The 24,261-nt window shown below is 73.0% G+C and carries 17 protein-coding genes; 16 read left to right on the top strand and 1 reads right to left on the bottom strand.

Annotation, left to right across the window (positions count from 1 at the left end; all coding sequences use genetic code 11):
- Positions 1-97: 97 nt before the first annotated feature.
- The 15 genes from atpA to NI26_RS16900 all read left to right on the top strand — a co-directional run bounded on the left by atpA (position 98) and on the right by NI26_RS16900 (position 22,696).
- Complete coding sequence (gene atpA / locus NI26_RS09010; RefSeq protein WP_066654625.1) at positions 98-1,726, top strand: F0F1 ATP synthase subunit alpha; 1,629 nt, start codon at positions 98-100, stop codon at positions 1,724-1,726.
- The gene (locus NI26_RS09005) at positions 1,727-2,629 is read left to right on the top strand and encodes a F0F1 ATP synthase subunit gamma (RefSeq protein WP_066654619.1); all 903 of its coding nucleotides are present in this window, start codon (positions 1,727-1,729) and stop codon (positions 2,627-2,629) included.
- Positions 2,630-2,675: 46 nt separating this feature from the next.
- Positions 2,676-4,130: a F0F1 ATP synthase subunit beta gene (atpD, locus tag NI26_RS09000; protein WP_066654617.1), complete on the top strand. Its 1,455-nt coding sequence runs from the start codon at positions 2,676-2,678 to the stop codon at positions 4,128-4,130.
- Between the two features lies 1 nt (position 4,131).
- Complete coding sequence (locus NI26_RS08995) at positions 4,132-4,395, top strand: F0F1 ATP synthase subunit epsilon (protein WP_058729238.1); 264 nt, start codon at positions 4,132-4,134, stop codon at positions 4,393-4,395.
- A complete protein-coding gene (locus NI26_RS08990; RefSeq protein ID WP_326998617.1) occupies positions 4,392-5,162 on the top strand; it encodes a YaaA family protein in 771 nt (256 codons plus the stop codon). The genes NI26_RS08995 and NI26_RS08990 overlap by 4 nt, the downstream gene beginning before the upstream one ends.
- A 108-nt stretch (positions 5,163-5,270) precedes the next feature.
- Positions 5,271-5,882 (top strand): hypothetical protein, encoded by a 612-nt coding sequence (locus NI26_RS08985; protein ID WP_144411308.1) that lies wholly within the window; start codon positions 5,271-5,273, stop codon positions 5,880-5,882.
- Positions 5,883-5,884: 2 nt separating this feature from the next.
- On the top strand, positions 5,885-6,610 hold the full coding sequence (locus tag NI26_RS16540) for an FHA domain-containing protein (protein WP_144411307.1): 726 nt from the start codon (positions 5,885-5,887) through the stop codon (positions 6,608-6,610).
- A 52-nt stretch (positions 6,611-6,662) separates the two neighbouring features.
- Positions 6,663-7,484, top strand: coding sequence for a PP2C family protein-serine/threonine phosphatase (locus NI26_RS08975; RefSeq protein ID WP_066654610.1), 822 nt, complete (start codon positions 6,663-6,665; stop codon positions 7,482-7,484).
- Positions 7,485-7,636: 152 nt separating this feature from the next.
- Positions 7,637-9,046 carry a serine/threonine-protein kinase gene (locus NI26_RS08970; RefSeq protein ID WP_066654608.1) on the top strand — a complete coding sequence of 470 codons (1,410 nt, stop codon included), beginning with the start codon at positions 7,637-7,639 and terminating at the stop codon, positions 9,044-9,046.
- The gene (locus NI26_RS08965) at positions 9,043-14,880 is read left to right on the top strand and encodes an Ig-like domain-containing protein (protein ID WP_066654606.1); all 5,838 of its coding nucleotides are present in this window, start codon (positions 9,043-9,045) and stop codon (positions 14,878-14,880) included. Before NI26_RS08970 ends, NI26_RS08965 begins: the two co-directional genes overlap by 4 nt.
- 48 nt (positions 14,881-14,928) lie before the next feature.
- Positions 14,929-15,900, top strand: coding sequence for an AAA family ATPase (locus NI26_RS08960; RefSeq protein WP_066654604.1), 972 nt, complete (start codon positions 14,929-14,931; stop codon positions 15,898-15,900).
- Entirely contained in the window at positions 15,897-17,309 is a 1,413-nt protein-coding gene (locus NI26_RS08955; RefSeq protein ID WP_081984892.1) for a DUF58 domain-containing protein, read from the top strand. The genes NI26_RS08960 and NI26_RS08955 overlap by 4 nt, the downstream gene beginning before the upstream one ends.
- A complete protein-coding gene (locus NI26_RS08950) occupies positions 17,306-19,822 on the top strand; it encodes a transglutaminase domain-containing protein (protein ID WP_066654601.1) in 2,517 nt (838 codons plus the stop codon). The genes NI26_RS08955 and NI26_RS08950 overlap by 4 nt, the downstream gene beginning before the upstream one ends.
- Positions 19,819-21,732, top strand: coding sequence for a zinc-ribbon domain-containing protein (locus tag NI26_RS08945; protein WP_144411306.1), 1,914 nt, complete (start codon positions 19,819-19,821; stop codon positions 21,730-21,732). Before NI26_RS08950 ends, NI26_RS08945 begins: the two co-directional genes overlap by 4 nt.
- 109 nt (positions 21,733-21,841) lie before the next feature.
- Positions 21,842-22,696 carry a hypothetical protein gene (locus NI26_RS16900; protein ID WP_066654597.1) on the top strand — a complete coding sequence of 285 codons (855 nt, stop codon included), beginning with the start codon at positions 21,842-21,844 and terminating at the stop codon, positions 22,694-22,696.
- A 25-nt stretch (positions 22,697-22,721) separates the two neighbouring features.
- Here NI26_RS16900 and NI26_RS08935 read toward each other — a convergent pair whose 3' ends face one another.
- Complete coding sequence (locus tag NI26_RS08935; protein ID WP_066654595.1) at positions 22,722-23,714, bottom strand: asparaginase; 993 nt, start codon at positions 23,712-23,714, stop codon at positions 22,722-22,724.
- A 70-nt stretch (positions 23,715-23,784) separates the two neighbouring features.
- Between NI26_RS08935 and NI26_RS08930 the strand changes: the two genes are divergently transcribed.
- A complete protein-coding gene (locus NI26_RS08930; RefSeq protein WP_066654593.1) occupies positions 23,785-24,261 on the top strand; it encodes an OsmC family protein in 477 nt (158 codons plus the stop codon).

Here is a 24,261-nt window from a genome sequence, read left to right as displayed (position 1 = left end):
AGCCGACCCCTCCAAGTCCACAACGGGAACTGTCCCTCACCGGGCAGCATCACCCTCTCGGAGCCGCAGGGCCCCGGAAACCAACAAGGAAAATCCCATGGCAGACATCACCATCAGCCCCGATGAGATCCGTGATGCCCTGAAGGACTTCGTCTCGAACTACGAGCCGACGAAGGCCTCCACGGCCGAGGTCGGGCACGTCACCGACGCGGGCGACGGCATCGCGCACGTCGAGGGCCTGCCCGGCGTCATGGCGAACGAGCTCATCCGCTTCGAGGACGGGACCCTCGGTCTCGCGCAGAACCTCGACGAGGACGAGATCGGCGCCATCGTGCTCGGCGAGTTCGGCGGCATCGAGGAGGGCCAGGAGGTCACCCGCACCGGCGAGGTCCTCTCGGCTCCCGTCGGCGACGGCTTCCTCGGTCGCGTGGTCGACCCGCTCGGCAACCCGATCGACGGTCTCGGCGAGATCCAGGCCGAGGGTCGCCGTGCCCTCGAGCTCCAGGCCCCGGGCGTCATGTCCCGCAAGTCCGTCCACGAGCCGCTGCAGACCGGCATCAAGGCCATCGACGCGATGATCCCCGTCGGCCGCGGCCAGCGTCAGCTGATCATCGGCGACCGCCAGACCGGCAAGACGGCCATCGCGATCGACACGATCATCAACCAGAAGGCCAACTGGGAGTCGGGCGACGAGGACAAGCAGGTCCGCTGCATCTACGTCGCCATCGGCCAGAAGGGCTCCACGATCGCCTCCGTGAAGGGTGCGCTCGAGGACGCCGGTGCGATGGAGTACACCACCATCGTCGCCGCCCCGGCCTCCGACCCGGCCGGCTTCAAGTACCTCGCCCCCTACACCGGTTCGGCCATCGGCCAGCACTGGATGTACGGCGGCAAGCACGTCCTGATCATCTTCGACGACCTGTCGAAGCAGGCCGAGGCCTACCGTGCGGTGTCGCTCCTCCTGCGTCGTCCGCCGGGCCGTGAGGCCTACCCGGGTGACGTCTTCTACCTGCACTCCCGCCTGCTGGAGCGTTGCGCGAAGCTGTCCGACGACCTCGGTGCCGGTTCGATGACGGGTCTCCCGATCATCGAGACCAAGGCGAACGACGTCTCGGCCTACATCCCGACCAACGTGATCTCGATCACCGACGGCCAGATCTTCCTGCAGTCGGACCTGTTCAACGCGAACCAGCGTCCGGCCGTCGACGTGGGCATCTCGGTGTCCCGCGTGGGTGGTGACGCCCAGGTCAAGTCGATCAAGAAGGTCTCCGGCACGCTCAAGCTCGAGCTCGCGCAGTACCGCTCGCTCGAGGCGTTCGCGATGTTCGCGTCCGACCTCGACCAGGCGTCGCGTCGCCAGCTGGACCGTGGTGCGCGCCTGACGGAGCTCCTCAAGCAGCCGCAGTACTCGCCGTACCCGGTCGAGGAGCAGGTCGTCTCGATCTGGGCCGGCACGAACGGCAAGCTCGACGAGGTGCCCGTCCCCGACGTGCTCCGCTTCGAGGCCGAGCTGCTCGAGCACCTGCGTCGCAACTCCGACGTCCTGACCACCCTGCGTGAGACGAACCAGCTCAGCGACGAGACCGTCGCCGCGATGGACCGCGAGATCGACGCCTTCACGAAGGGCTTCCAGACGAGCGACGGCAAGACGCTCGGCTCGGAGTCGTTCGACGCGGCCCAGGCCGAGGACGTCGACCAGGAGCAGATCGTCAAGGGTCGTCGCTAGATGGCGGCACAGGTCCGGGTCTACCGCCAGCGCATCAAGTCGGCGAAGACCACGAAGAAGGTCACCCGCGCGATGGAGCTGATCTCGGCGTCGCGGATCCAGAAGGCACAGGCGCGCATGGCCGCGTCCGGTCCGTACTCGCGGGCCGTGACGCGGGCCGTGTCGGCCGTGGCGACGTTCTCGAACGTCGACCACGTGCTGACCACCGAGCCCGAGTCGTCGACCCGCGCAGCCGTGGTGCTGTTCACCTCGGACCGCGGCCTGAACGGCGCGTTCAGCTCGAACGTCCTCAAGCAGGGCGAGGAGCTCGCCTCCCTGCTCCGCAGCGAGGGCAAGGACGTCGTGTTCTACCTCGTCGGTCGCAAGTCGGTCGGGTACTTCGCGTTCCGCGAGCGCCCGTCCGAGCGGCAGTGGATCGGCGGGACGGACCAGCCGGAGTTCTCGACGGCGAAGGAGATCGGCGACGCGGTCGTGTCGAAGTTCCTCCAGGACACGGCGGAGGGCGGCGTGGACGAGATCCACATCGTCTTCAACCGGTTCATCAGCCTCGCGACCCAGGAGCCGCAGGTCGTGCGCCTGCTCCCGCTCGAGGTCGTCGATGGTGTGGAGGAGCCGTCGAACGGTGAGCCCCTGCCGCTCTACGAGTTCGAGCCCGATGCGGACGCCGTCCTCGACGCGCTGCTCCCGGTCTACATCGAGAGCCGCATCTTCAACGCCATGCTGCAGTCGGCCGCTTCCGAGCACGCCGCCCGGCAGAAGGCCATGAAGTCCGCCAGTGACAACGCCGACTCGCTCATCAGCGAGTTCACCCGTCTCGCGAACAACGCGCGTCAGGCCGAGATCACCCAGCAGATCTCCGAGATCGTCGGCGGCGCCGACGCCCTCTCGTCGAAGAAGAAGTAGTGGTCCGCGAAGCTCGCGGACAGAACCCCTCAGGAAGGCACCAGCCATGACCGACACCGCCACCACCGCGGTCGAGACGTCGTCGGCGCCCGGTGTCGGCCGGATCGCCCGTGTCACGGGTCCCGTCGTCGACATCGAGTTCCCGCACGACGCGATCCCGGAGATGTACAACCTCCTGTACACGACCATCACCATCGGTGACTCGTCGCAGGAGATCGGCCTCGAGGTCGCGCAGCACCTCGGCGACGACCTGATCCGCGCCATCTCGCTGAAGCCGACCGACGGCCTGGTCCGTGGTCAGGAGGTCCGTGACTCGGGCGCCCCGATCTCGGTCCCCGTCGGCGACGTCACCAAGGGCAAGGTCTTCGACGTGCTGGGCAACGTGCTCAACACCGACGAGAAGCTCGAGATCACCGAGCGTTGGCCGATCCACCGCAAGGCGCCGGCCTTCGACCAGCTCGAGTCGAAGACCACCATGTTCGAGACCGGCATCAAGTCGATCGACCTCCTCACGCCGTACGTGCAGGGTGGCAAGATCGGCCTCTTCGGTGGTGCGGGCGTCGGCAAGACGGTCCTCATCCAGGAGATGATCCAGCGCGTCGCGCAGGACCACGGTGGTGTGTCGGTGTTCGCCGGTGTCGGCGAGCGCACCCGTGAGGGCAACGACCTCATCGGCGAGATGGAAGAGGCGGGTGTCTTCGACAAGACCGCCCTCGTGTTCGGCCAGATGGACGAGCCGCCGGGAACGCGTCTGCGCGTGGCCCTGTCGGCGCTGACGATGGCGGAGTACTTCCGCGACGTCCAGAAGCAGGACGTGCTCCTCTTCATCGACAACATCTTCCGCTTCACGCAGGCCGGCTCCGAGGTCTCGACGCTGCTCGGTCGCATGCCGTCCGCGGTGGGCTACCAGCCGAACCTCGCCGACGAGATGGGTGTGCTCCAGGAGCGCATCACCTCGACGCGTGGTCACTCGATCACCTCGCTGCAGGCGATCTACGTGCCGGCCGACGACTACACCGACCCGGCTCCGGCGACCACGTTCGCGCACCTCGACGCCACGACCGAGCTCTCGCGTGAGATCGCGTCGCAGGGTCTGTACCCGGCCATCGACCCGCTGACCTCCACGTCGCGGATCATGGACCCCCGGTACCTGGGTGCCGACCACTACGAGACGGCGACGCGCGTCAAGCAGATCCTGCAGAAGAACAAGGAGCTGCAGGAGATCATCGCGATCCTCGGTGTCGACGAGCTCTCCGAAGAGGACAAGATCACGGTGGAGCGCGCTCGTCGCATCCAGCAGTTCCTCTCGCAGAACACCTACATGGCCAAGAAGTTCACGGGTGTCGAGGGTTCGACGGTCCCGCTCAAGGACACGATCGAGTCCTTCCGCGCGATCGCCGACGGCGAGTTCGACCACGTGGCGACGCAGGCCTTCTTCAACGTCGGTGGCATCAACGACGTCGAAGAGAAGTGGGCGCAGATCCAGAAGGAGAACCGCTGACATGGCGGCACTCACCGTGAGCGTCGTCTCGGCGGACCGTGAGGTCTGGACGGGCGACGCCACCATGGTCGTGGCACGCACGACGGAGGGCCAGATCGGCATCCTCGCGGGGCACGAGCCGCTGCTCGCCACCCTCGCGCAGGGCCAGGTCCGCATCACCCGGGCCGACGGCTCGACGGTGACGGCGGACGCCGAGGACGGCTTCCTGTCGGTCGAGCACGACACGGTCACGATCGTGGCGCGGCAGGCCGCGCTGGCGTCCTGACCGGACTGACCGTCCTCCTCCCGCCGTCCGAGACGAAGCGGGAGGGCGGGGACACGGCACGCACCCTCGACCTGGGTGCGCTGTCCTTCCCGGAACTGGCCGACGAGCGGGCCGCGGTGATCACCGCGGCCCGCTCCGTCAGTTCCGAGGAGTCCACGGCACGGACGGCCCTCAAGCTCGGACCGAAGTCGGTCGCCGAGCGCCTCCGCAACCTCGAGCTCGACACCGCGCCGACTCTGCCGGCGGTCGAGCGCTACACGGGCGTGCTCTACGACCCGCTCGACGCCACGGGCGCGGACGACGCCACACGTCGCTGGTGGACGGACCACGTGCTGGTCCAGTCCGCGATGTTCGGACCGATCGGTGCGGGCGACCACATCCCGGCGTACCGGCTCTCGCACGACTCGAGGCTCGGTGCGCTCCGGCTCGCGAAGCACTGGCCGGGACCGTCCAGCGACGTGCTCGGCGCTCGGACCGGTGGTCTCGTGCTCGACCTGCGCTCCGAGGGCTACCGATCGCTCGGACCCCTGGACGACGCGGTCGTCCTGCGGGTGGTCAGTGTCGACGGCGGCGGACGACGTCGAGCGCTCAACCACTGGAACAAGACGGCGAAGGGTCGACTGACCGCGCTGCTCGCACGGACCGGTGCGGACGTCGGCGACCCGGCCTCGCTCCTGCGGTGGGCGGGCGAGCACGGCGTCGTGGTGGAGCGGACCGACGACGGCTGGGACCTGGTCGCGGAGAGCCTCGAGCCCGCGCGGGTCTGACGGCGGAGCAGCGCTCGCTCCTGCACAACCGCCCGGACAGCCGCGGCCGTCCACAGACAGGTCGGGGCTCGCCGGCCTGGAGGCGCTCCTCCCGTCACGATCTCGTGCATGACCTCGACGAGACACGGACTCCCACCCACCCTGGTGCGCTACCCGCGCGAGATCGCCGCCGCGGTCACGCTGCGTGCCGCCTGCGTCGCCCTCGTGGCGCCGCCGGCGGCGACCGGTGGAGGCAGCGGCGCGGAAGCGCTCGCCCGACCGCAGGCGGTCGCGGTCGCGACGGCGTGCGGCGCCCTCGCGACCCGCTTCGCGCTGGTCGGCTTCCTGGCCGCGCGTGACCGGCCGGACCCCCGGACGGTCGTGCCGTTCGACCCGTTCCACGATCCGACGCCGCCCGCGCTCGGCGGCTCGGGTCCGGAGCCGGACCGCGCGCGACTCCGGCTGGCCGGCGACCGGTGTGCCTCGGCATGGCGGACCTGGCGTGCGGACGGAGCCCCGGGCGGCGACGTCGCGGTGGGGGCGGCCGGTGCGCTGGCGCTGGGCGCCTGGTGTGCCTGGGCGCTCGGGTCGTCCGCCCGTGCGGAGGTCCGCGCCCGGCACGCCCTCGACTCCCGACCGGACGACCCGTTCGGGTGGTTGATCCTGCGCGCGGTCCGGTCCGGCCACGGACCGGCGTGGGGCACTCCCACGGGGTCGACCGGATCGTCTACGGTGGGATGACCATGGTGCGGGAACCGGTGCGCGAGGACGACGACACGGTCATCCGTGCGCGCCCCGGTGCCCGACCGTCGCCGACCGACGCAGGTCGTGACCCGTCCCGCACGGGGAGCGCCGGCCTCCGTGCCCTCGGCGCCGCCGCTGCGGCCGCCGACGGTGCCCTCGACGACGATCCGTACGGCGACCCCTACGGCGACACGGTCGTCCGGCCCGGGCGCGGTGCGCGACCGGGGGCCGGACCGTCCGACGAGGACACGGTCCTGCGTGCTCGTCCCGGTGGTCCACTGCCGGTGGTGCCGCCCGGAGCGGGAGCACCACGTGCCGAGGACGGGCCGCTCGTCCGACGGACCCCGTCGGTCCGCGTCGGCGGCCGGGTGGTCCGCCTCGACCGGCCCCTGGTGGTGGGTCGTCGGCCCGCCGCGCCGCGCGTCGTCGTCGACGGCGGGCCGGTCCTGGTGACCGTCCCGTCGCCGAGCGGCCAGGTGTCGTCGTCGCACGTGCTGCTGCACGCCGAGGGCGAGGCCGCCGTCGTCGCGGACCTGCGGTCGACGAACGGGACCGTCGTCCGCCCTCCCGGCGCCGCGCCGTTCCGGATGACGGCGGGTGCATCGATCGTCGTCCTGACGGGTACGCTCGTCGAGATCGGTGACGGCAACGTCATCGAGGTCCTGTCGCCGCACCTCCGGGCCGGACCGGACGACGGCCTCCCACCGTTCCCGCCGGCCCCGTGACGGACCCATCGTCCGGCACGCCCCTCCACTCCCAGAGAGCGACCCTGAAACCGTGACCGAACTCGGCCGAGCTGCCACCGAGCACGCCATCGACGTCCCCGGCGCTGCCGGCACACCCCTGACGCTCTCGTGGGGAGCGGCGACCGACGTCGGTCGCCGTCGCGACCACAACGAGGACAGCTACCTCGTCGGCGCACCCTTCTTCGTGGTCGCCGACGGCATGGGCGGACACCTCGCGGGTGACCGGGCGAGCGACGCGGTCGTCCGTCGTCTCGACCAGGTCACCAGCGGTGCCTTCACCAGCCGTCAGGACATCCAGCGCGCGCTGCTGCTCGCGACCGCCGACATCGAGCGCGCTGCCGGTGGCAACGCCCTCGGCGCCGGCACGACCGTGACCGGGGTCGCACTCGTCGCGTCCCACGGGCAGCCGGCAGCGCTGGTCTTCAACGTCGGCGACTCCCGCACCTACCGGATCGAGTCCGGCGCGCTCCGTCGGGTGACGATCGACCACTCGGTCGTGCAGGAGATGGTCGACGCCGGGCTGCTCCGGGCCGAGGACGCCGAGCAGCACCCCGACAGCAACGTCATCACGCGGGCAGTCGGCTTCGGCGAGCCCCCGGAGCCCGACTGGTGGACCCTGCCGCTCCGCGCGGGGGACCGTTACATCGTCTGCTCCGACGGCCTCACCAAGGAGCTCGGCGACGTCGGCATCGCCCGGATCGCGGCCCGGGTGCCCGCGGCACAGGCACTGGCGGAACGTCTGGTCGGGGACGCGGTGGTCGCCGGCGGTCGTGACAACGTCACCGTGGTGGTCGTGCAGGTCGACACCGCACCGGAGGACTCCGACGTCGAGGACACCCTGCCGCGCCACTGAGCGTCGCACCCGTACGACCACCCCCGAAGTGGGGGATGGTCGTCCTCCACAGGGACGCCCACGGCCGCCGGCTGTCGGATCGCCCTTCGTAGAATGGCCTGGCCGCGACGAACGGAAGGGCCGGCCGCGGGCCGGGGAAGGGAACGACGCTGATGGCTCGACGCCTGCCGTCCGACCCGCCGGTGATCGCCGGGTTCACCCCCGTCCACGTCCTCGGCTCCGGGGGCTTCGCCGACGTCTTCCTCTACGAGCAGGACATGCCACGCAGGCAGGTGGCGGTGAAGGTGCTCCTCGACGAGGTCGTGGACGAGCGCGTGCGGCAGATGTTCCAGGCCGAGGCGAACCTGATGGCGCGGCTCAGCACGCACCCCGCGATCCTCACGGTGTTCCAGGCGAGCATCGCGGCCGACGGCCGTCCCTACCTCGTCATGGAGCTGTGCTCGTCGTCGCTCAGCCAGCGCTACCGACGCGAGCCGCTCCCCGTGTCCGAGGTCCTGGCCGTCGGTGTCCGCATCGGCTCCGCGCTCGAGACGGCCCACCGCGAGGGCGTGCTGCACCGAGACGTGAAGCCCTCGAACATCCTGCGCACCGCGTACGGCAGCCCCGTCCTCTCCGACTTCGGCATCGCCGCGACCATCGGCAGCGCCGACCCCGACGAGCCGGTGGGCATGTCCATCCCGTGGTCCGCGCCCGAGGTGCTGGGGGACGAGTCCCGCGGCACCGTCCAGTCCGAGGTCTACTCGCTCGCAGCGACCGTGTACTCGCTGCTCGCGGGGCGCTCTCCGTTCGAGGTCCCGGGCGGCAGGAACTCGGCGGCAGACCTGATGGACCGGATCGACAAGGGCGGCGTGGGGTCGACCGGCCGGACCGACGTGCCCCCGTCGCTCGAACGGCTGCTCGCGACGGCGATGGCCCGTCGTGCGGCTGCTCGTCCCGCCACCGTGATGGAGTTCGTCCGCGGGCTCCAACAGGTCGAGGCGGAGCTCGGGATCCCGCAGACCCCGGCCGACGTGGCGGTCGAGTCGTGGGCGGTGGCCACCCCGTCGTCGGAGGGCGACCGGACCGTCGTGCGGGAACTGCAGGCACCCTCGCGTGTGGCGGCCCGCCGACGGACACGGCGGGCGGTGCGGGGCGGGACGTCCGTCGGCGTCCAGAGCGTCGGCACCGTGCACCGCACCGGGTCGGCGACGATCGCGCGTCGCCGGAAGCGCTCGACCCTCGTGGTCGCCGGCGCGGCCGGTGTCGTCGTGGTCGCGGCCCTCGCCGTGGTGAGCGTCCTGCTCGTGACGCGCGCCGGCACGGGGTCCGTCCCGACGGTGCGCGACGTGACCGCACGCGGGGGAGGCGACTCGGTGTCCTTCAGCTGGGACGATCCCGGGCTCCGTGCCGGGGACACCTACGTCATCACGTCGGCCGGCGCGACGAGCCAGCAGACCGGCACCACCTTCGTCGTGTCCGGGGATCCCGGTACCGAGCAGTGCATCACGGTCGCGGTGAACCGGGACGGCAGGACGGGGGCCGCGAGTCCCGAACAGTGCGGCACGATCGGGAGTGCCGGGTGATCCGGGCGTTCCTCGCCGAGCACCGTTCCGCGGCGGTCACGGCCTGCGCGTCGATCCTCGTCGGCGCCGTCGTCGCGACCGCCGCGGTGGTGTCCACGGGGTACCACACCCAACGGGTCGACCTGGGGGACGGCACCGTCTGGGTGCCGTCGGCGGAGTACGGCGCCGTCGGGCGCGCGAACACCGGCGTGCTCGAGCTCAACACCGCCGTCGACACCCCGAGCGACGACCTCTCGGTCGTGCAGCGCGGCTCCGAGGTGTACAGCGTGGACGGCACGAAGGGCACCGTCGCGAAGGTCGACGTCGCCGACGCCACCGTGGGCGATGCCGTGACGCTGCCGGCGGGCTCGCCGCAGGTCTTCTTCGCGGGGGACACCGCGGTGGTCGGGAACGGCGACACGGGCGAGCTCTGGGCGACCCCGGCGGCCGAGCTGTCCGACTTCGACGCGTCCACGAAGGCCGACCTGAGCCTCGGCGCCGACGCCGTCCTCGACGCCTCCGACGAGCGGGTCGCGGTGTACTCGCCGCGCACCGGCCGCGCCTCCCTCGTCGACGTCGGCACCGAGCTGACCGTCGAGCGGCGGTGGGAGGTCCGGTTCGACCGCAGCCACGAGTTCCAGGTGGCGTCCTTCGGGGACCACGTCGCCGTGCTCGACCGCACCTCGGGGCAGCTCTCGGTCGACGGGGACAGCGTCGACCTCGGCGACCGCGTCGGTGGATCGCCCGCGCTGCAGCGGTCCTCGGACTCCTCGTCCACGGTCCTCGTCGCCGGGACGGCCGGGCTGGTGCGCGTCTCCGCCTCCGGTCAGGTGGACCGGACCGCGCTCCGGGTGTCGGGTCGAGCGGCACGACCGACCGTCGTCGGCTCCTGCACCTACGCCGCGTGGGCGGGCGGACAGGCGATGGACTCGTGTCGGGGCACCGGCCTCCAGCGGCTCGCGCAGACCGCCGACGCCGACGACCTGCAGATCGTGCACAACGGCGACACCGTCGTGGCGAACGACCCGCGCAGTGGGCGGTCGTGGGCCATCGGCCGCAGTGGACAGCTCATCGACAACTGGGCGGACCTGGTCGACCAGGACGACGAGCGGCAGCAGGAACGGGTGTCGGACGACGACCCGCAGGTGGACAAGGAGCAGAAGCCGCCCGTGGCGGTGGACGACGACCTCGGCGCACGACCGGGTCGCACGACCAGCCTGCCGGTGCTCCTCAACGACTACGACCCCAACGGCGACCCACTCGTCATCAGCGAGGTCGGCGACGTCCCCGACGGCCAGGGCAGCGTCGCCGTCGTCGGTGACGGCCAGCGGCTCCAGGTCTCGCTCACGGCGGAGGCCAGCGGCACGCTCTCGTTCCCGTACACGATCACCGACGGCAACGGCGGGTCGGCCAGCGCGACCGTCCGGGTGACCGTCCGCCCCGAGTCCGAGAACGAGCCACCGCGGCAGGTCCGGAGCACCTCGGCGGACGTCGTGCAGAACGGGCACGTCGTCACCGACGTGCTGTCGGACTGGGTCGATCCCGACGGCGACCCGGTCTACCTGGAGTCCGCCTCGGCGGACGGCGACCGCGTCTCCACGACACCGGACGGGCTGCTCGACTTCCGCAACGCGAGCGGTCGCACCGGTGACCGCAGCGTCCAGCTCGTCGTGAGCGACGGCCGCGACCCCGGCCGCGGATCGATGACCGTGCGTGTCGCCGCCCAGGGGAGCGTGCCGCTGCGCGCCGACGCGTTCGCCGTGCAGGGCTACGCGGGCAAGGCGTTCACGGTGACGCCGCTCGACCACGTCCGCGGGGGCAACGGAGCCGTCACGCTCACCAGCGTCTCCTCGTCGAGCGGCCTGACGGTCACCCCGTCCTACGACGCGGGCACGTTCCGCGTCCAGGGGGCCGGAGCGGGGGACCACCAGCTCGAGTACACCGTCACGGACGGCACGAAGACCGCGAGCGGCGTCGTGCGCGTCTCCGTGCTCGCTCCGCCCGACGCCTCGACACCACCGATCACGACGCCGAAGACGGTGTTCGTGACCACCCTCTCGACGAAGGACACCGACGTCACCGCGACGGACACCGACCCGGCCGGCGGTGTGCTCATGGTCACGGCGCTCGACGGCCCCGGCCGTGGCAGCGGGGTCGAGGCGAGCATCCTCGACCAGCACGTCGTGCGGGTCACCCTGACCGCGCCGCTCGACGCACCGGTGACCTTCGCGTACACGGAGTCGAACGGTCTGGCCAGCGCCACCGGGACGATCACCGTCGTCGAGATCCCGCGACCGGACCGCATCCAGCCGCCGGTCGCGCAGTCCGACTCCGCCACGGTGCGGGTCGGCGACGTCGCCGAGATCGACGTGCTGGCGAACGACACCCAGCCGGAGGGCGAGCCGCTGACGCTCGACCCGCAGCTCGTGCAGAACGTGCCCGGTGACGGCGGGCTGCTCTTCGTGTCCGGCGACCGGCTCCGGTACCTCGCCCCGGACACACCCGGCAACCACACCGCGGTCTACCGCGTCCACGGTCCGGACGGGCAGTACGCGGACGCGTCCGTGTCGATCTCGGTGCGCGAGCGTGACGCCGCGACGAACAACCCGCCGGTGCCGAAGACCGTGACGGCGCGCGCGGTCGCGGGGCAGGCGGTGCGCATCACCGTGCCGTTGAACGGCACCGATCCCGACGGCGACTCGGTGCAGCTCGTCGGGGTCGGCGACAACCCCGAGAAGGGCTCGGTCAGCGACGTCACCGCCGATGCGCTGACCTACGACGCCGGGGACTACTCCGCCGGGACCGACGAGTTCACCTACACGGTGGTCGACGCGCTGGGTGCCCGCGCGACCGGCACGGTCCGGGTCGGCATCAGCCCCCGTGCGGAGCAGGCATCGAACCCCGTCGCCCAGGCCGACCACGTCACCATCCGCCCCGGTGGGTCCGTGACCGTGCGCGTGCTGCAGAACGACTCCGACCCGGAGGGCGGGCAGCTGTCCGTCACCGCGGCCGAGCCGACCGCCCCGGGGGTCACCGCCGAGGTGCTCCACCGCAGCCAGGTCCGGGTCACGCCACCGCGTTCGGCGACCGAGGGCGACTTCGCGGTGCTCTACACCGTCACGAACGAGAGCGGCGGTTCCAGCACCGCGTTCCTGACGGTGACGGTCGACCGCGACGCCCCGCCGCTCCGTCCCGAGGTCGAGGACACCACGCTCGACCTGCAGGACATCCTGCGTCGCGAGAGCGTCACCGTCGACGTCCTGCAGAACGTCTTCTTCGCCGAGGGGTCGACCTCCCGCCTCGAGGTCGGGGTGGTCGACGGGTACGGCGACACCGCCCGGGTCACGAGCGACCGTCGGATCGAGATCCGGTTGACGGACGCGTCACAGGTCGTGCCGTTCTCCGTCACCCGGAGCGACCACCCCGACGTCGTCGCCTACGGGTTCGTCCACGTGCCCGGGTTCGACGACGCCCTGCCGCAGGTGGACCGCAGCGTGGGCGCGGTGACCGTGAAGAGCGAGGCCACCGTGCGCATCCCGCTCGACCGCTACGTGGTCACGGCCAACGGACGGACCGCGCAGATCACCGATCGCGGGACCGTCAAGGCGACGCACGCGAACGGGCAGGACCTCGTCGTCGACCGGTCCACGCTGCAGTTCACGTCCTCGAAGCTGTACTACGGCAACGCGTCGATCTCGTTCGAGGTCACCGACGGGTCGAGCGCGAACGGCGGCAAGGGCCGCGTCGCGACGCTCGTGCTCCCGATCAAGGTGACACCCCGGTCGAACCAGCCGCCGGCGTTCACCGGGTCGTCGATCGACCTGCAGCCCGGTGACTCCCGCACCCTCGACCTGACGAAGCTGACGGACTACCCGTACCCGGACGACCTCCGGGAGCTCCGGTACTCGGTGGTCAGCCGCCCGGGCGCCGGCACCACCGCGACCGTGCAGGGCCAGCAGCTCCGGATCTCGGTGGCGGAGGACGCCCGGAAGGACACGACGGCCTCGATCGGCATCGGGGTGTCGGACGACGCGAACGCCGGTCGCGCCGGGGTGGTTCGGGTCGGCATCGTCGGTTCGACCAGGCCGCTCGTGCAGCCCGGGGCGGACCGGGCGGTCGTCGAGCGTGGCACGACCGCGACCATCGACGTCCTGGCGAACGACCAGGCGACGAACCCGTTCCCCGACCAGCGGCTGCGGGTCGTCGCCATCCGCGGACTCTCGGGCGGTCTCCCCGCCGGCGTGAGCGTGACGCCCAGTGCCGACCGGTCCCGACTCCAGGTCACCGTCGGCGACCGTGCCCAACCCGTCGACGCGCACCTGCAGTACCAGGTCGCCGACGCGACGGACGACCCGTCCCGGTACGTCTGGGGCGACGTGACCATCGCCGTCCAGGACACTCCCGACGCGCCGGGCGCGCCCACCCGGACAGGCACGTTCCAGGGTGGCCAGCTGACGCTGACGTGGGCCACCCCGCAGGCGAACAACGCACCGATCACCGGCTACCGGGTCCAGGGGACGAACGGCGTCGCGAAGGACTGCGGCACCGCGACGGTCTGCACCCTGACGGGCATCGACCCGTCCGCGTCGTACCGTTTCTCCGTCGTCGCTCGGAACGCCGTCGGCGACTCGGAGCCCTCGCCGCAGTCCGCGCCGATGAGCGCCGACTTCGTCCCGGCAGCGCCGAAGGGCGTGCGCGTCACGCCGAGCAGCGCGACGCCGGACCAACTCGACGTCGCGTGGGACCGTGTGGCGACGCCGAACAGCGGATCGTCCGTCTCGAACTACGTCGTGTCCGTCCAGGGTCCGGGACTGTCGGCGACGAAGAACGTCGGGACCGCGACGAGCACGTCCTTCCCGGGCGCGCAGAGCGGCGCCGAGTACACGGTGCGGGTCTCCGCCCGGAACGCCGCCGACCGCGACGGCAGCCCGGTGCAGTGGAACGACGCGTCGGCCACCGGCTCGGCCGTCGGTGCCCCCGGCACGCCGGAGCTGTCGGCCACGGGACAGCCGGACGGATCGACGACCGCGGTCGCCCTCAGCGCGTCCGAGGCCGACTGGGCCGGCGGGACCCCCGGTTGGCGCATCGCGAAGTACGCGGCGTCCACCCCGATCCCGTCCGGGTGCTCGACCGCCGGAGCCGAGAAGGTCTGGAACGGTTCGTCCGCGAACGACCGCATCACGAGTCAGTACCGCTACGTCGCCCTCGCCGACAACGGGCTCTTCTGCACGGCGTCGCAGCCGGCCAGCGTGCAGGGCTACCAGACGCCCGACGCCCCGACGGGCACGGTCGAACCGGCCGGTGGGCCCGACGCCGACGGGGCGGTCGGCCTCCGCGCCACCGCGCAGGCGTCCACGCCCTACCTCTACTACTCGGTGGGCGGCGGTCCCCGCGTGCGCTTCAGCGGGTCGGCGTCGCTCGGGGCGGGGGCAGGCTACGGGCTCGAGACGAGCGTGGTGTTCACCGCGTGCGCGACCGACGGACAGTACTGCGCGTCGAGCGCCCCGGCGACCGCCACCGCGTTCACCACGCGGGCGACCGTGGTCAGCGCGGTCGTCGGGCAGGCGCCGGTGATCAACCCGCCGGACAACAACGGCCGTCTGCTGCCGAAGCCGGATGACTACGAGATCTCGTACTGCACCCTTGCCGTGGTCTGCTCCGACACGAACCCGGCCACGGGCGCGCCGTGGACCACGAGCGACCCGGTTCCCGACGGGTACTCCTCGATCCGGGTCAAGGCCACGGTGCAGGGCCAGCAGGACCCGGTCGGTGCACGCGGCGCCGTCACCACCCCGGACGCCGGCACGTCCGACCCGCCGTCCGGCACCGACCCGAGTACCTCCTCCGCAGGCTAGGGTCACGACCCGGCAGCGATCCCACCACCAGAACGAGGACCCCACCGCATGAGCATGACCCCCGAGCAGGCCGCCTGGTTCGCCGACGTCGCCGGACGGATCGTGACCAACGTCGAGCAGGTGCTCCTCGGGAAGACGTTCGTCATCCGCCTCGCCGTGACGACCATGCTCAGCGAGGGACACCTGCTCCTCGAGGACGTCCCCGGCACCGGCAAGACGAGCCTCGCCCGTGCGATGGCGCAGAGCGTGCAGGGGTCGACCAACCGGATCCAGTTCACCCCCGACCTGCTGCCCGGCGACATCACCGGCATCAGCGTCTACGACCAGCGCACGCAGGAGTTCGACTTCCACCGCGGACCGGTGTTCGCCAACGTCGTCCTCGCCGACGAGATCAACCGGGCCAGCCCGAAGACGCAGTCCGCGCTGCTCGAGGCGATGGAGGAGTCGACGGTGACCGTCGACGGCGTGAACCACCGCCTGGCTGCCCCGTTCATGGTCATCGCCACGCAGAACCCGATCGAGCAGGCCGGCACGTACCGCCTGCCCGAGGCCCAGCTGGACCGGTTCCTCGTGCGCACCTCGATCGGCTACCCGGACCACGCCGCCACCGTGCGGATCCTCGAGACGTCCTCGGCGCCGTCCGCCTCGGTGCCGCTGCCGAGCGTCGTCCCCGCAGCGACCGTGACCGAGATGGCCGCCCTCGCCCGCACGGTCCACGTCGACCCGACGATCGCCGACTACGTGGCACGCCTGGTCGACGCGACCCGCGCCGCGAGCGAGGTCCGACTCGGCGTCAGCGTCCGCGGTGCCATGGGGCTGATCCGTGCCGCACGCGTGTACGCCGCCGTGCAGGGCCGCCACTACGTCACGCCGGACGACGTCAAGGCCCTGGCCGTCCCGGTGCTGGCACACCGCCTGGTGCTCGACGCCGAGGCGGAGTTCGACGGGGTCAGCGCCACCAGCGTCGTGGCGCAGCTCCTCGTCGAGACCCCGCCGCCCGCCGACCGAGCGGCGTCGTGACCGACCGCCGTCCCGGCAGCACCAGGACGCGACGCGGCAGCACGAGGTCCCGTCGCGGCTCCGTCGCCGCCGAGCGGACGACGACGGTCGCCGGGCTCACGAACGTGCGCACCCGACTCGTCGGTGATCGCGAGGGCGTGGCCGCCGACGCCGTCGTCGGGGTCGCGAAGGCATGGGCGACGGCCTGGAGGACCGTGCGGCGTCTGTGGGGCGAGGTCGCCGCGGTGGTCACCGGCCTGGGCTGGACGGTCGCCGTCGTCACGGTCGTCGCCTTCGCCGTGGGGTACCGCTTCGGTCTGCGCGAGGTCGTCGTGGTGGGCTTCGCCGGGGCGCTGCTCGCCGTCGTGGCCGCCGTCGCCCTCGTCGGGCGGACCCGGCTCGTGGTCCGGATGCGCCTGCCGCAGCACCGTGTGGCGGTCGGCGACGACGCCGGCGTCGTGGTCACCGCGGAGAACCCGGCCCGGTTGCCGTCGGTCCCGACCACGGTGGAGCTGCCGGTCGGGGACGGACTCGTGGACGTCGCCGTGCCGACCGTCGCCCCGGGTGGCGTGTTCGAGGAACAGGTACCCGTTCCGACGGTCCGACGCGGGGTGCTCGACGTCGGACCGGTCACCGGCGTCCGGGCCGACCCGGTGGGGCTGGTGCGGCGCGAGGTCGTGTGGACCGCCCGCGAACAGGTCATCGTCCACCCGCGGACGATCGCGATCCCGTCGACGAGCACGGGACTCGTCCGCGACCTCGAGGGGCAGGCCACGACCGACCTCTCCCCGGCGGACATCGCCTTCCACGCCGTCCGCGAGTACGTCCCGGGCGACGACCCGCGCACCGTCCACTGGAAGTCGACCGCGAAGTCCGGCGCGCTCATGGTGCGGCAGTTCGAGGACACCCGACGCTCGCACCTGGTCGTCGCCCTCGCGAGCCGTCGGGCCGAGTTCGCGGACGACGACGAGTTCGAGCTGGCGGTGAGCGCCGCCGCGTCACTCGGGGCTCGTGCGGTCCGCGACGGACGGGACGTCTCGGTCGTGGTGTCCGAGCGCACGTCGGAGTACGCGAAGCGGCCGTCCTACGCGGTGCACCGGCTCGCCACCGTCACGCCGACCCGCCTGCTCGACGAGTTCGCGACCGTCGGGCTGTCCGACGCGTGCCTGCCCGTCGCAGAGGTCGCCCGGATCGTCGGGAACGACACGGCGGGCATCTCCGTCGCGTTCCTGGTCGTCGGGTCGACGGTCGGGCTCCCCGCGCTCCGGCTCGCCGCCACGCGCCTCCCCGTCGGGGTCGAGGTCGTCGCCGTCACCTGCGAACCGGAGGCCCAGCCCCGGGTGCTCCGGGTGGCAGGGCTCACCGTCCTGACCATCGGCTACCTCGAGGACCTCCGCCAGGCGTTGCACCGGACGGCGGCCGCCGCGTGAGTGCCGCACCCCCGCTCGAAGGCCCGACCAGGGGCCGCCGCGCCACGCGCCGAGCGGCTCGCCGGCGCGCCCCGGTCCGCTCGGTCGGCGGCACCCTGGTCGTCTGGCTCCTGCTCGCCGTGGCGAGCACCGCCTGGTGGCCGGTCCACCGGGACGGGTCGATGGTGACCGCCGGCGTCACCGCTGTGGTCGCGGGCACCGCGGTCGCGCTGACCGGTGCACTGGGTCGGCTGCCGGCGGCGGTCGTCGGTGTCCTCACCGTGGCCGTCTTCACCGTGACCGGGGTGCCCGCCGCGGTCCCGGGGGAGTCGGCGGGGCTGCTGCCGACCGGACCCGGACTCGTCGACCTCTTCGCCGGCGTCGCGCTCGACTGGAAGCGGCTGGTCACCGTCAGCCTGCCGGTCGGGTCCTACGAGTCGCTGCTCGTCCCGTACTTCGTGACGACCCTCGTCGCCACGGTGACGGCCGTGACCGTGGCGGTCCGTGCCTCCCGGCCGGAGACCGCGAGCATCCCGGCGCTCGTCCTCTTCGCGGCGGGCGTCGTGGTCGGTCCGAGCCGTCTGGACCTGTCGGTCGCGACCGCCGTCGGCCTCGGCGGGATCGCGCTCGTGTGGGCGCTCACGGTCCGGCACGCGCGCCGGGCCGTCGCCGTGGCGACGACCGTCGGCGCCCGTGTGCCGGTGTGGCGGTCCGTCGCGCGTCCGGCGCTCGTCGGCACCGGGACGGTCCTGGCCGCTGCGGTCGTCGCGACCGGTCTCGGGTCGGTCGCCCCGCCGACGGTCGGCCGGAGCGTCGCGCGCACCGACGTCGTGCGACCGTTCGACCCGCGGGACGAGGTGAGCCCGCTCAGCGCGTTCCGGTCGTACGAGGAACCAGGTGCTGCCGACGCACCGCAGCTGCGCGTCACCGGGCTGCCGCAGGGCGGGTTCGTGCGCATCGCGACCCTCGACACGTACGACGGTGTCGTCTTCCGTGTGGGTGGCGACGACGGGTCCTCGGCCTCCGGCACCTTCGAACGGGTCCCCACGACCGTGGACGTGAGCAACGTGCGCGGCAGCGACGTGCGCGTCGAGGTGGACGTCGCCGCCTACCGTGGCGTGTGGTTGCCCACCGTCGGCGACCTGGAGTCGGTGACGTTCCGCGGGGCCGACGCCGAGCAGGATCGCCGGTCCTTCTTCTACGACCGCGCGACGTCGACCGGTGCGGTGGTCGGCGGGGTGGGGACGGACACACGCTACGACCTCGAGGCCGTGCTGCCCGACCAGCCGGACGACGAGCAGCTCGCCTCGGCGCGTCCGGGGGCCGCCGACGTGCCGTCGGCGAACGGGGTGCCGGACGCGGTGCGGGAGCGGGTCGAGTCGACGACCGCGGACGCACGGACGCCCGGCGAGGAGCTCGTCGCGGCCGTCCGGTGGCTCACCAGCACCGGGTACGTCAGCCACGGCGTCGGCGACGACCGGTCCAGCCGGTCCGGGCACGGCGCTGACCGGATCCAGGAGCTCCTCACCGCGCCGGTCATGATCGGGGACCAGGAGCAGTACGCGGTCGCCGCCGCGCTGATGGCCCGGCAGATCGGGTTCCCGTCGCGGGTGGTGATGGGGTTCACCCCGGGCGGCGACGTCCGGAGGTCCTCGTCGGATCCGGGTTCGGCGGCAGCCGGTCCGTCGGGCGGGTCCACGACCCTGCGCGGGTCGGACGTGACCGCGCGGGTCGAGGTGGACACCGCGCAGTGGGGGTGGGTCACCCTCAACCCGAACCCCGTCCTCCGCGAGATCCCGGACGAGCAGGACCAGACGCCGCAACCCGTCACGCGCCCGGAGACCGTCGTCCCACCGCCGCCCGTCGAGCAGCAGGACCAGGACCAGCAGGCCCCGCCGCAGAGCGACCGCGAGACACCGCCCGTCCCGCCGCTGTGGCTGCAGGTGCTGCTCGCAGCCCTGCCGTGGGTGCTCGCGACCCTCGGGTTCCTCGCGCTCGTCCTCCTGCCCTTCGCGGTGGTGCTGCTGCGCAAACGGCTGCGCCGACGTCGACGACGCCGCGCCCCGACACCGCGTGCCCGGGTCACCGGAGCCTGGGAGGAGTACCGGGACGCGCTGGTCGACCGCGGGCACGAGGTGCCGGGCGCAGCGACGCGGCGCGAGGTGGTCGCCGGCGCGCCCGGGCGCGGCGGGGCCGGACTCGCCGCGCTGGCGGACCGCAGCGTGTTCGGACCCGGGGCGGTCGACGCGGCGACCGCGGACCGGATGTGGTCAGCGACGGACGAGGCCATCGCGAGCCTGGCCGATGACCGCACGCGGCGCCAGCGCTGGCGGGCGGCCGTGTCGCTGCGGTCCCTCCGCTCCGCCGGGTGGTGGGGTCGACGCCGTCCGGCGACTCGGCGGAGGCCGAGCGGTGCGGTGCGTCCGTCCGGCACTGATCGCCACGACCAGGGGCGTCCCGGGGCCGGTGACTACGATGGGCCGGAGGCCGGCGAGCGTCGTGGACGGCCGAGTGAGGACAGAGGCGAACCGTGATCAGATGCGAACACTGCGGCTCGATGCTGCCCGACGGGGCGATCTTCTGCGGTGAGTGCGGGCGGTCGGTGAACGTCTCGGCGAACCGTCGGCCCGCGCCGGCTGCGCCCGTCGACGACACCCCGCCGCCACCGCTTCGGCAACCCGACCGGCACGGCCGCCGTCCCGATCCCGCCGCCGAGGCCTGGCTGCCCGAGGCGACGCTCGACCCCGCGACCCGTGCGTGGCTCATCGGCGAGGACCGGCAGCGCTCCGGCGCGACCGGGGACGCTCGCCCCACCGCACCGTCCGCTCCTGTGGTCCCGGCCGTTCCCGCAGCTCAGGCTGACGATCCGTCGTGGCTGCGCCCCGAAGGCGTCGACCCGGGTCGGTCGGACCGCGTCGGGGACGACCGGTGGACGCACGAGCAGCACCGCACGGACGAGCGGTCCGGGGCGTCGGAGCCGGAGCCGGAGCCGCCCCTCGATCCCGACGCGTCCCCGTCGTCCCCGACGGGGTCCTCCGCCGACGACGAGGCCGACACCGAACGAACCCGTCTCGCGCCGGCCCCGGGGGACCAGTCCGGCTCCGGGACGCCGTCCCCCGTGCCCGAGGCACCGTCCGCTGCGCCCGAGGCGCCGCCGACGGCCCCGGTGTGGGCGCCGCCCGTCGCACAGCAGCCGACGGCAGCTCCGTCGCGACCGTCGTGGTGGGTGGGCCGCGGAGGCGCGGCAGCCGAGCCGCCGGTCGAGGACCAGGTCGATGAGCCGTCCGCCGACGAACGTCCCCGTGCCGGCGACACCGCCGTCGTGGAGCCACTGGTCGACCGTCGTCCGGCACCGACGCCCCTGATCGCTCCGGGGAACGGTCCGGCCACCTGCCCGGTGTGCGGCCACGCCCTCGAACCTGATGACATCTTCTGCGCGGAGTGCGGCGCCGTCCGTCCGACCGTGACGGCTGCCTTCACCGGGCCCGTCGTGCCGCTGCCCCTGGCGCGGCCGGACTGGGCGGCCGACGACGAGATCCGTGTGGACGACGAGCCTTCGGACCCCGGTTCCGCCGACGGCGGCGCCGAGCGGGGCTCCACGGACCACGCGACGCAAGCGGATGTCCCCGAGGACGCCGGGTCCGGCACCGAGCACCGCGACGGCGCGGCGTCCGACGCCGGACAGCACGATGCCGGACAGTCCGACGCCGGACAGCCCGACGCCGGACAGCCCGACGCCGGACGGCCTGACGCTGGACGTCCCGACGCCGAGCGGCCCGACGCGGACCAGGCGCACGAGGACCGGTCGGACGAGCCCGCTGCGGGGCCGGGCCGCCACCTCGCCGACGACGAGGGGGCCGCGCCCGGCGTGCACCGGAGCGCACACGACGGAGGACCGGTCCCGCCTGCTCCCGCTTCGCCGACCCTGCCGTCCTCGGCGCAGGGCGCCGGCGGTCCCGACCTGCCGCCGGTCCCGCGTGCCGCGCCGCTGCCCCCGATCCCGGGGGCGACCGGCCCGGTCCTCCCGCCCGTCGGGTCCACGACGGTGCCGTCGAGCGGCGACCTCGCCCCCGACGAGGACGTCGAGGAGACGCGGATCGTCGTCAAGACCACCTCGGACGCGCCGTTCGTGCTGCACTTCAGCACCGGGGAGCGCACGGCGGTGCACGGTACGGGCCTGCTGGGCCGGCTGCCTCGACCGCAGCCGGGCGAGCGGTTCGACGACCTGCTCACGGTGCACGACCCCGGCAAGTCGGTGTCCAAGACGCACCTCGAGCTCGGGCGTGACGGCGACGACCTCTGGGTGTCCGACCGGCACTCGGGCAACGGCACGGTGATCCGGCACATCGACGGGAGCATCCGCCGCTGTGAAGCCGGGCGTCGCTACCGCGTGGAGCGCGGTGCACGGGTCGACATCGGGGAGCAGTTCTTCCTCGTGCAGTAGCCCTGACCGCCAGCCGGCCGTTCCTCCACAGGGCAGCGACCGCGACCCGGTCTCCACCAGCAGCCCCGTGCGCCCGAACCCGGACGCGCGGGGCTGTCAGTCTCGGTCCGTGTCCCCGCTCGTCGCCCGCTGCTGCCTGGTCGGTCCGGCCGTGGTGCTGCTGCTCGTCGGGGTCGTCGGCGACCTCCCGGTGGTCGCCAGGACGGTGCTGCTCGTCGCCGCAGCGAGTTGCGCGGTGCTCGACGCCCTGACGGTCCGGGGCACCGGTGCCGATCCTCCGCCCGCGGTCGTCGTGACCATGCCGACGGATGCCGTCTCCGGACCAGCAGTCTCCGGACCAGCAGTCGCCGGACCAGCAGTCGCCGCACCAGCAGTGTGCGGAGACGACGCGCTGAGCGACGCCGTCGGGGCGTCGTCGTGGACCCCGGACCCGCACGCTTCCGGCGTCGGCGTCGGCGGCGCCGTCGTCGTCGAGGGGCTGGTGCTCGGACGAGGACCCGACGGTCGAGCCGAGCGGATCCGCGCCGACCCCGGGTCGCCGTCCCACGTCGTCGTCCTCGGCACCGGGGCGTTCGCGCGGGCGGTGTTCGATGCGCTCGGCGCCCAGCTCGCCGCGTCCGCCATCGACGGGACAGCCGGTGCGGCGGGGAGCGCGGACGCGGGCGTGCGGATCGTCTCCGATGCGGGTCCGCAGTCCGGAGCGCCGCCCGGCGTGCGTCCGACACCGACGGGGACCGCGGTCGCCGTGCGCCACGACGGTCTCGGCAGGGTGCAGGCGACCGTGGTGCTCGTCCCCGGCGTCCACCTGCTCCCGCGTCGACGGGACCGCGTCATCGAGGTCACGCGGCACGGGTGCCGGCTGTGGAACGACGGCGACGGCGACGGGGACGGCGTGGCGCCGTCCTTCGAGCCCGTGCTCCCGCTGCTGGCCGGGGATCCCGTCGACGAGCTCGTCGCAGGGTGACCGTGCCGTGTCGGGCAGCCGGCGGTCAGCGCAGTCCGGCCCCCGCGCGCACGGCACCGACCGGCACGCCGCCACCGAGCACCTGCTCGCCGGTGGCGGCCAGCACGTCGGCGACGCCCGCGGCGTCCACCATGCCGTTCCGCTCGAGCAGCGTGAGCGCCGCGAGCGTCCCGGCACGCTGCGACCCGTCGAGCGTCTTGACCGCGACCGCCGCTCCACCGGGGAGCCCCATCACCATCACGCCCTCGGCACCGAACTTCGCGAGCACCCGGAGTCGTTCGATCGTCACCGTGTTCGCCCGGCCCACACCGTCGATCGCCCACGGGTGGTCGAGCACCGCGTCCACGAGTGCCGCGGTGTCCGAGTCCGAACGGGCGACGACAGCCGCGAACCCACGGGCGAGCCCCTGCAGGGTGAGCGGGAACACGGGCGCGCCGCAGCCGTCCGTGCCGACGACGTCGACGGTCTCGCCGGTGTACTCCTCCACGGTCTCCCGGACCCGCTGCTGCAGCGGGTGCGCCACGTCGAGGTAGGTCGCCTCGTCCCAGCCGTTCACCCGGCACGCGGCGAGCATCCCGGCGTGCTTGCCCGAGCAGTTCATCGCCAGGCGCCGCGGGCCGTCCATGGTGCGGGCGGTGGCTCGGTCGAACGGCAGGTCGGGCGGGCAGCCCAGGTCGGACTCGACGTGGTCGAAGGACTCGAGCATGTGCAGCGCGAGGGCCTGGTGCGCAGCGGTGCCGGCGTGACTCGCCGTCGTGAGCACGAGCTCGTCGTCGCTGAAGACCGCGCCGGCGCGACGGACGGCGAGGGCCTGGAAGGGCTTCATCGTGGAGCGGGGGTACACGCTCGCCGTCACGTCGCCGACGGCGTCGAGCACGGTCCCGTCGGCCGCGACGACGACGCCGGCACCGACGTGCCGGCTCTCGTCGAAGCCGTTCCGGTCCAGCACCGCGAGCTCGACGGAGCCCTCGGCGGTGAGAGGATGGCGGTCTGTGCGGACGTCGTGGCTCACCGTCATGCCGTCATCGTAGCGAGGGGCCGGCAGGCGCCACGTCCAGCACCCAGCAGCACGCACGAAGGAGCGCACCGTGACCGACCACACGTACGAGGTCTCCGTCCGCTGGACGGGTGACCGCGGCACCGGGACGAGCGGCTACCGCGACTACGGCCGCGACCACGAGGTCACGGCGCCGGGCAAGCACGCCATCGCCGGTTCGGCGGACCCCGCGTTCCGCGGCGACCGCGACCGGTGGAACCCCGAGGAGATGCTGCTCGGCGCCCTCGCCCAGTGCCACATGATGAGCTACCTGTACGTCGCCGTGCAGCGGGGCTTCACCGTGGTCGACTACGAGGACACGGCGACGGCCTCGCTCGACGTGCACCGCGACGGTACCGGCGAGGTCACCGAGGTCACCCTCCACCCTGTCGTCACCGTGCTCGAGGCCGACCGCGTCGCGGACGTCGAGGCCGCCCACGCCGAGGCGAACCGCCTGTGCTTCATCGCGCGCTCGGTGGCGTTCCCCGTCCACCACACGCCCGTCACCAAGGTGCGTGCGGCAGGATAG

This window comes from Curtobacterium sp. MR_MD2014, assembly GCF_000772085.1.
GTDB lineage: Bacteria > Actinomycetota > Actinomycetes > Actinomycetales > Microbacteriaceae > Curtobacterium.
Note: the sequence above shows the minus strand (reverse complement) of the source record. Positions and strands in the feature narration are given on the sequence as shown.

What these genes read in the sequence shown, in the direction of transcription:
- NI26_RS08995 (WP_058729238.1), top strand. Translation starts at nt 4,132, where the DNA reads ATGGCGGCACTCACCGTGAGCGTCGTCTCGGCGGACCGTGAGGTCTGG.
- NI26_RS16540 (WP_144411307.1), top strand. Translation starts at nt 5,885, where the DNA reads ATGGTGCGGGAACCGGTGCGCGAGGACGACGACACGGTCATCCGTGCG.
- atpD (WP_066654617.1), top strand. Translation starts at nt 2,676, where the DNA reads ATGACCGACACCGCCACCACCGCGGTCGAGACGTCGTCGGCGCCCGGT.
- NI26_RS08985 (WP_144411308.1), top strand. Translation starts at nt 5,271, where the DNA reads ATGACCTCGACGAGACACGGACTCCCACCCACCCTGGTGCGCTACCCG.
- NI26_RS08960 (WP_066654604.1), top strand. Translation starts at nt 14,929, where the DNA reads ATGAGCATGACCCCCGAGCAGGCCGCCTGGTTCGCCGACGTCGCCGGA.
- NI26_RS08970 (WP_066654608.1), top strand. Translation starts at nt 7,637, where the DNA reads ATGGCTCGACGCCTGCCGTCCGACCCGCCGGTGATCGCCGGGTTCACC.
- NI26_RS09005 (WP_066654619.1), top strand. Translation starts at nt 1,727, where the DNA reads ATGGCGGCACAGGTCCGGGTCTACCGCCAGCGCATCAAGTCGGCGAAG.
- atpA (WP_066654625.1), top strand. Translation starts at nt 98, where the DNA reads ATGGCAGACATCACCATCAGCCCCGATGAGATCCGTGATGCCCTGAAG.
- NI26_RS08935 (WP_066654595.1), bottom strand. Translation starts at nt 23,714, where the DNA reads ATGACGGTGAGCCACGACGTCCGCACAGACCGCCATCCTCTCACCGCC.